This is a genomic window from Vibrio sp. 10N.261.46.A3 (assembly GCF_041472995.1).
GTDB classification, from domain to species: Bacteria; Pseudomonadota; Gammaproteobacteria; order Enterobacterales; family Vibrionaceae; genus Vibrio; species Vibrio coralliirubri.
Genome location: NZ_JBFRRH010000146.1, coordinates 1 through 1,874, shown reverse-complemented (window position 1 = coordinate 1,874; position 1,874 = coordinate 1). Strand labels below are relative to the sequence as shown.

At 45.4% G+C, this 1,874-nt stretch carries 3 protein-coding genes; all 3 read left to right on the top strand.

The features are described from left to right. Positions 1–225: 225 nt before the first annotated feature. The 3 genes from AB4484_RS24955 (at position 226) to AB4484_RS24945 (ending at position 1,836) form a co-directional block, all read left to right on the top strand. Positions 226–957, top strand: a complete 732-nt coding sequence (locus AB4484_RS24955) for a hypothetical protein (RefSeq protein ID WP_372080864.1) — start codon at positions 226–228, stop codon at positions 955–957. Positions 958–1,052: 95 nt separating this feature from the next. Then, complete coding sequence (locus AB4484_RS24950; RefSeq protein WP_372080863.1) at positions 1,053–1,343, top strand: hypothetical protein; 291 nt, start codon at positions 1,053–1,055, stop codon at positions 1,341–1,343. Further along, complete coding sequence (locus AB4484_RS24945; RefSeq protein WP_372080862.1) at positions 1,333–1,836, top strand: hypothetical protein; 504 nt, start codon at positions 1,333–1,335, stop codon at positions 1,834–1,836. The genes AB4484_RS24950 and AB4484_RS24945 overlap by 11 nt, the downstream gene beginning before the upstream one ends. Positions 1,837–1,874: the final 38 nt, after the last annotated feature.

The window sequence follows — 1,874 nt, the reverse complement described above, 5'->3', positions numbered from 1 at the left end:
TCTTGCCAGTGTGGCAAAGGTGTCTTAGTGCGAAAAGCCGCGAAAGCCAAAGGAAAATTTTGGTGGGGATGCAGCGCTTATAAATCGGGGTGTACGGCTCGCTTTTTTGATGAAAAGGGCAAGATTGGCAAAGCCATGCCCAACAAGGCGTAGCGTTAAATGTGTACAGGGTTATCCACCGAAAAGGTGGATAACTGGGCCATCATCATTGATAAAGAGACCTATATGAGCGAAATGTTGCTATCAAAGTCCGAAGAAGAAGCACTAGAGCAAGAGTGGAAAGAGCACCAAGCCAAGCTTGATAAACTGAATCAAACCGTCTACCAAAGAGTGGCAGGGCATGACTTTTTAAAATACTGCCGTATGCCTTTGTATTTCCGCGCCAGAATAAGAGAGATGCGGGTGGGTGACACTTTCATTATGGGGCAGATACGCCACACCTATGAAGAGTTGAATGGCTTTGAGGGTGTGCTTGAGATTTACATCGAGAAAGAAAAGAATCAAGTATACCGTGCTCGTTCTAGCTTCAATCTCATCACCAAACCATCACGCCCTCATGTTTTTACGGAGTTTACATTCAAACTTGAAAAGGGCGGTGACTTTGCGTTTACCGGTGACAAAGAGAAAGGGTTGTACAATCAAAAGGGATTTGCCTTGACCTGCCGTTACTTTAATCGATTGATGTCATTCGCATCAAAAGAGAATAGAGACACCTACTTTGAACAAGGGGTACCTCCTTACTTTCGTGGCATCACATTGGATAAGAAGGGTTTAACTCGAAGTTTTCACTACAATCGTGGGGGTTCTTGGAATCGCCGAGTGCAATATCAACTGACTGACGAACAAATGCCAAAACCGATGATGACGTGTCTTGTTGATTATGCAATGTGTGCTGGACTTATTAATTGGGACAACGTTGATATCACCGAGAAACAAAGCCGTGAGGTGGCATCATGAAGCGCGAATCGTTATTTGACGACACTCATTATGGACCCGAAGCGCTTCGTCTTCGTCCACAATACCAGTCCAGCTTTGGCGAGTTGGTGGAGGTCATGATGCCAGTATGGTCAGGAAAAGCGGTGACCCATTACTGTTATCGAGCGGATGAATCCCTTCATGTGTTGAGTGCGTATTCGTTCGAAATTACGATCAACATGGGGTGTCAGCCCCACATACCGACAGGGATTGATTTGAAGGATTCCTGTCGAGTGGCCCATGTTACCGTTGACCTCTGGGGTAGTGCCGATGTTCAAGGTTTTATTGAGTTGCTACTGCGTACGTTGAAGGCTTCTTTGGTGTTGTCATCGGTTGAGCCGCTTAAGGAAAACGAACATGAGATGTGACATTCCCATTCGATTGCATTATTGCTCAGAAAGTCACCACAAGTGTCACGCTCAAAAATCCTTGATATCAGCAGGGGCCATCTCTCCAGGTGATGGTATGGAAGAGAAGCTGGAGCAAAGCCAGTTCACGTTATCGGTTGAAGCGTCTCGCTACCTGCTCGCGCATATTTCTCATGCGTATTTTGATTATTGGATTGATGTGGTTCATACCAGCGCGCTCCCTTATAAAGGGGAAGGGTACTTATCCCTGAGTAATCCTCGGTATGTAGACGCTGAATTGAATGATGATTATATCCAAGCATTAAGCGGGTTGGCGCATGATGAAATCAGAGGCTTGACTCAATGGATGAAGAAACACAAAGAAGAGGGATGGTATCTCGTAGGGCTTCACGATATTCACATATCAGGAGAGTTATGCGAAAACATTCAGTTTTCGTTGTTTTTAAGTCCTTATGTGTTTTCTTCTGAAGAGAGCGTGTCGGGTTTGGGGTGAGCGATTAATGTTTTCGACAAAATGCCACGGTTGACCCC

Coding starts and splice junctions, on each gene's coding strand:
- AB4484_RS24945 (WP_372080862.1), top strand. CDS start 1,333: ATGAGATGTGACATTCCCATTCGATTGCATTATTGCTCAGAAAGTCAC.
- AB4484_RS24955 (WP_372080864.1), top strand. CDS start 226: ATGAGCGAAATGTTGCTATCAAAGTCCGAAGAAGAAGCACTAGAGCAA.
- AB4484_RS24950 (WP_372080863.1), top strand. CDS start 1,053: ATGATGCCAGTATGGTCAGGAAAAGCGGTGACCCATTACTGTTATCGA.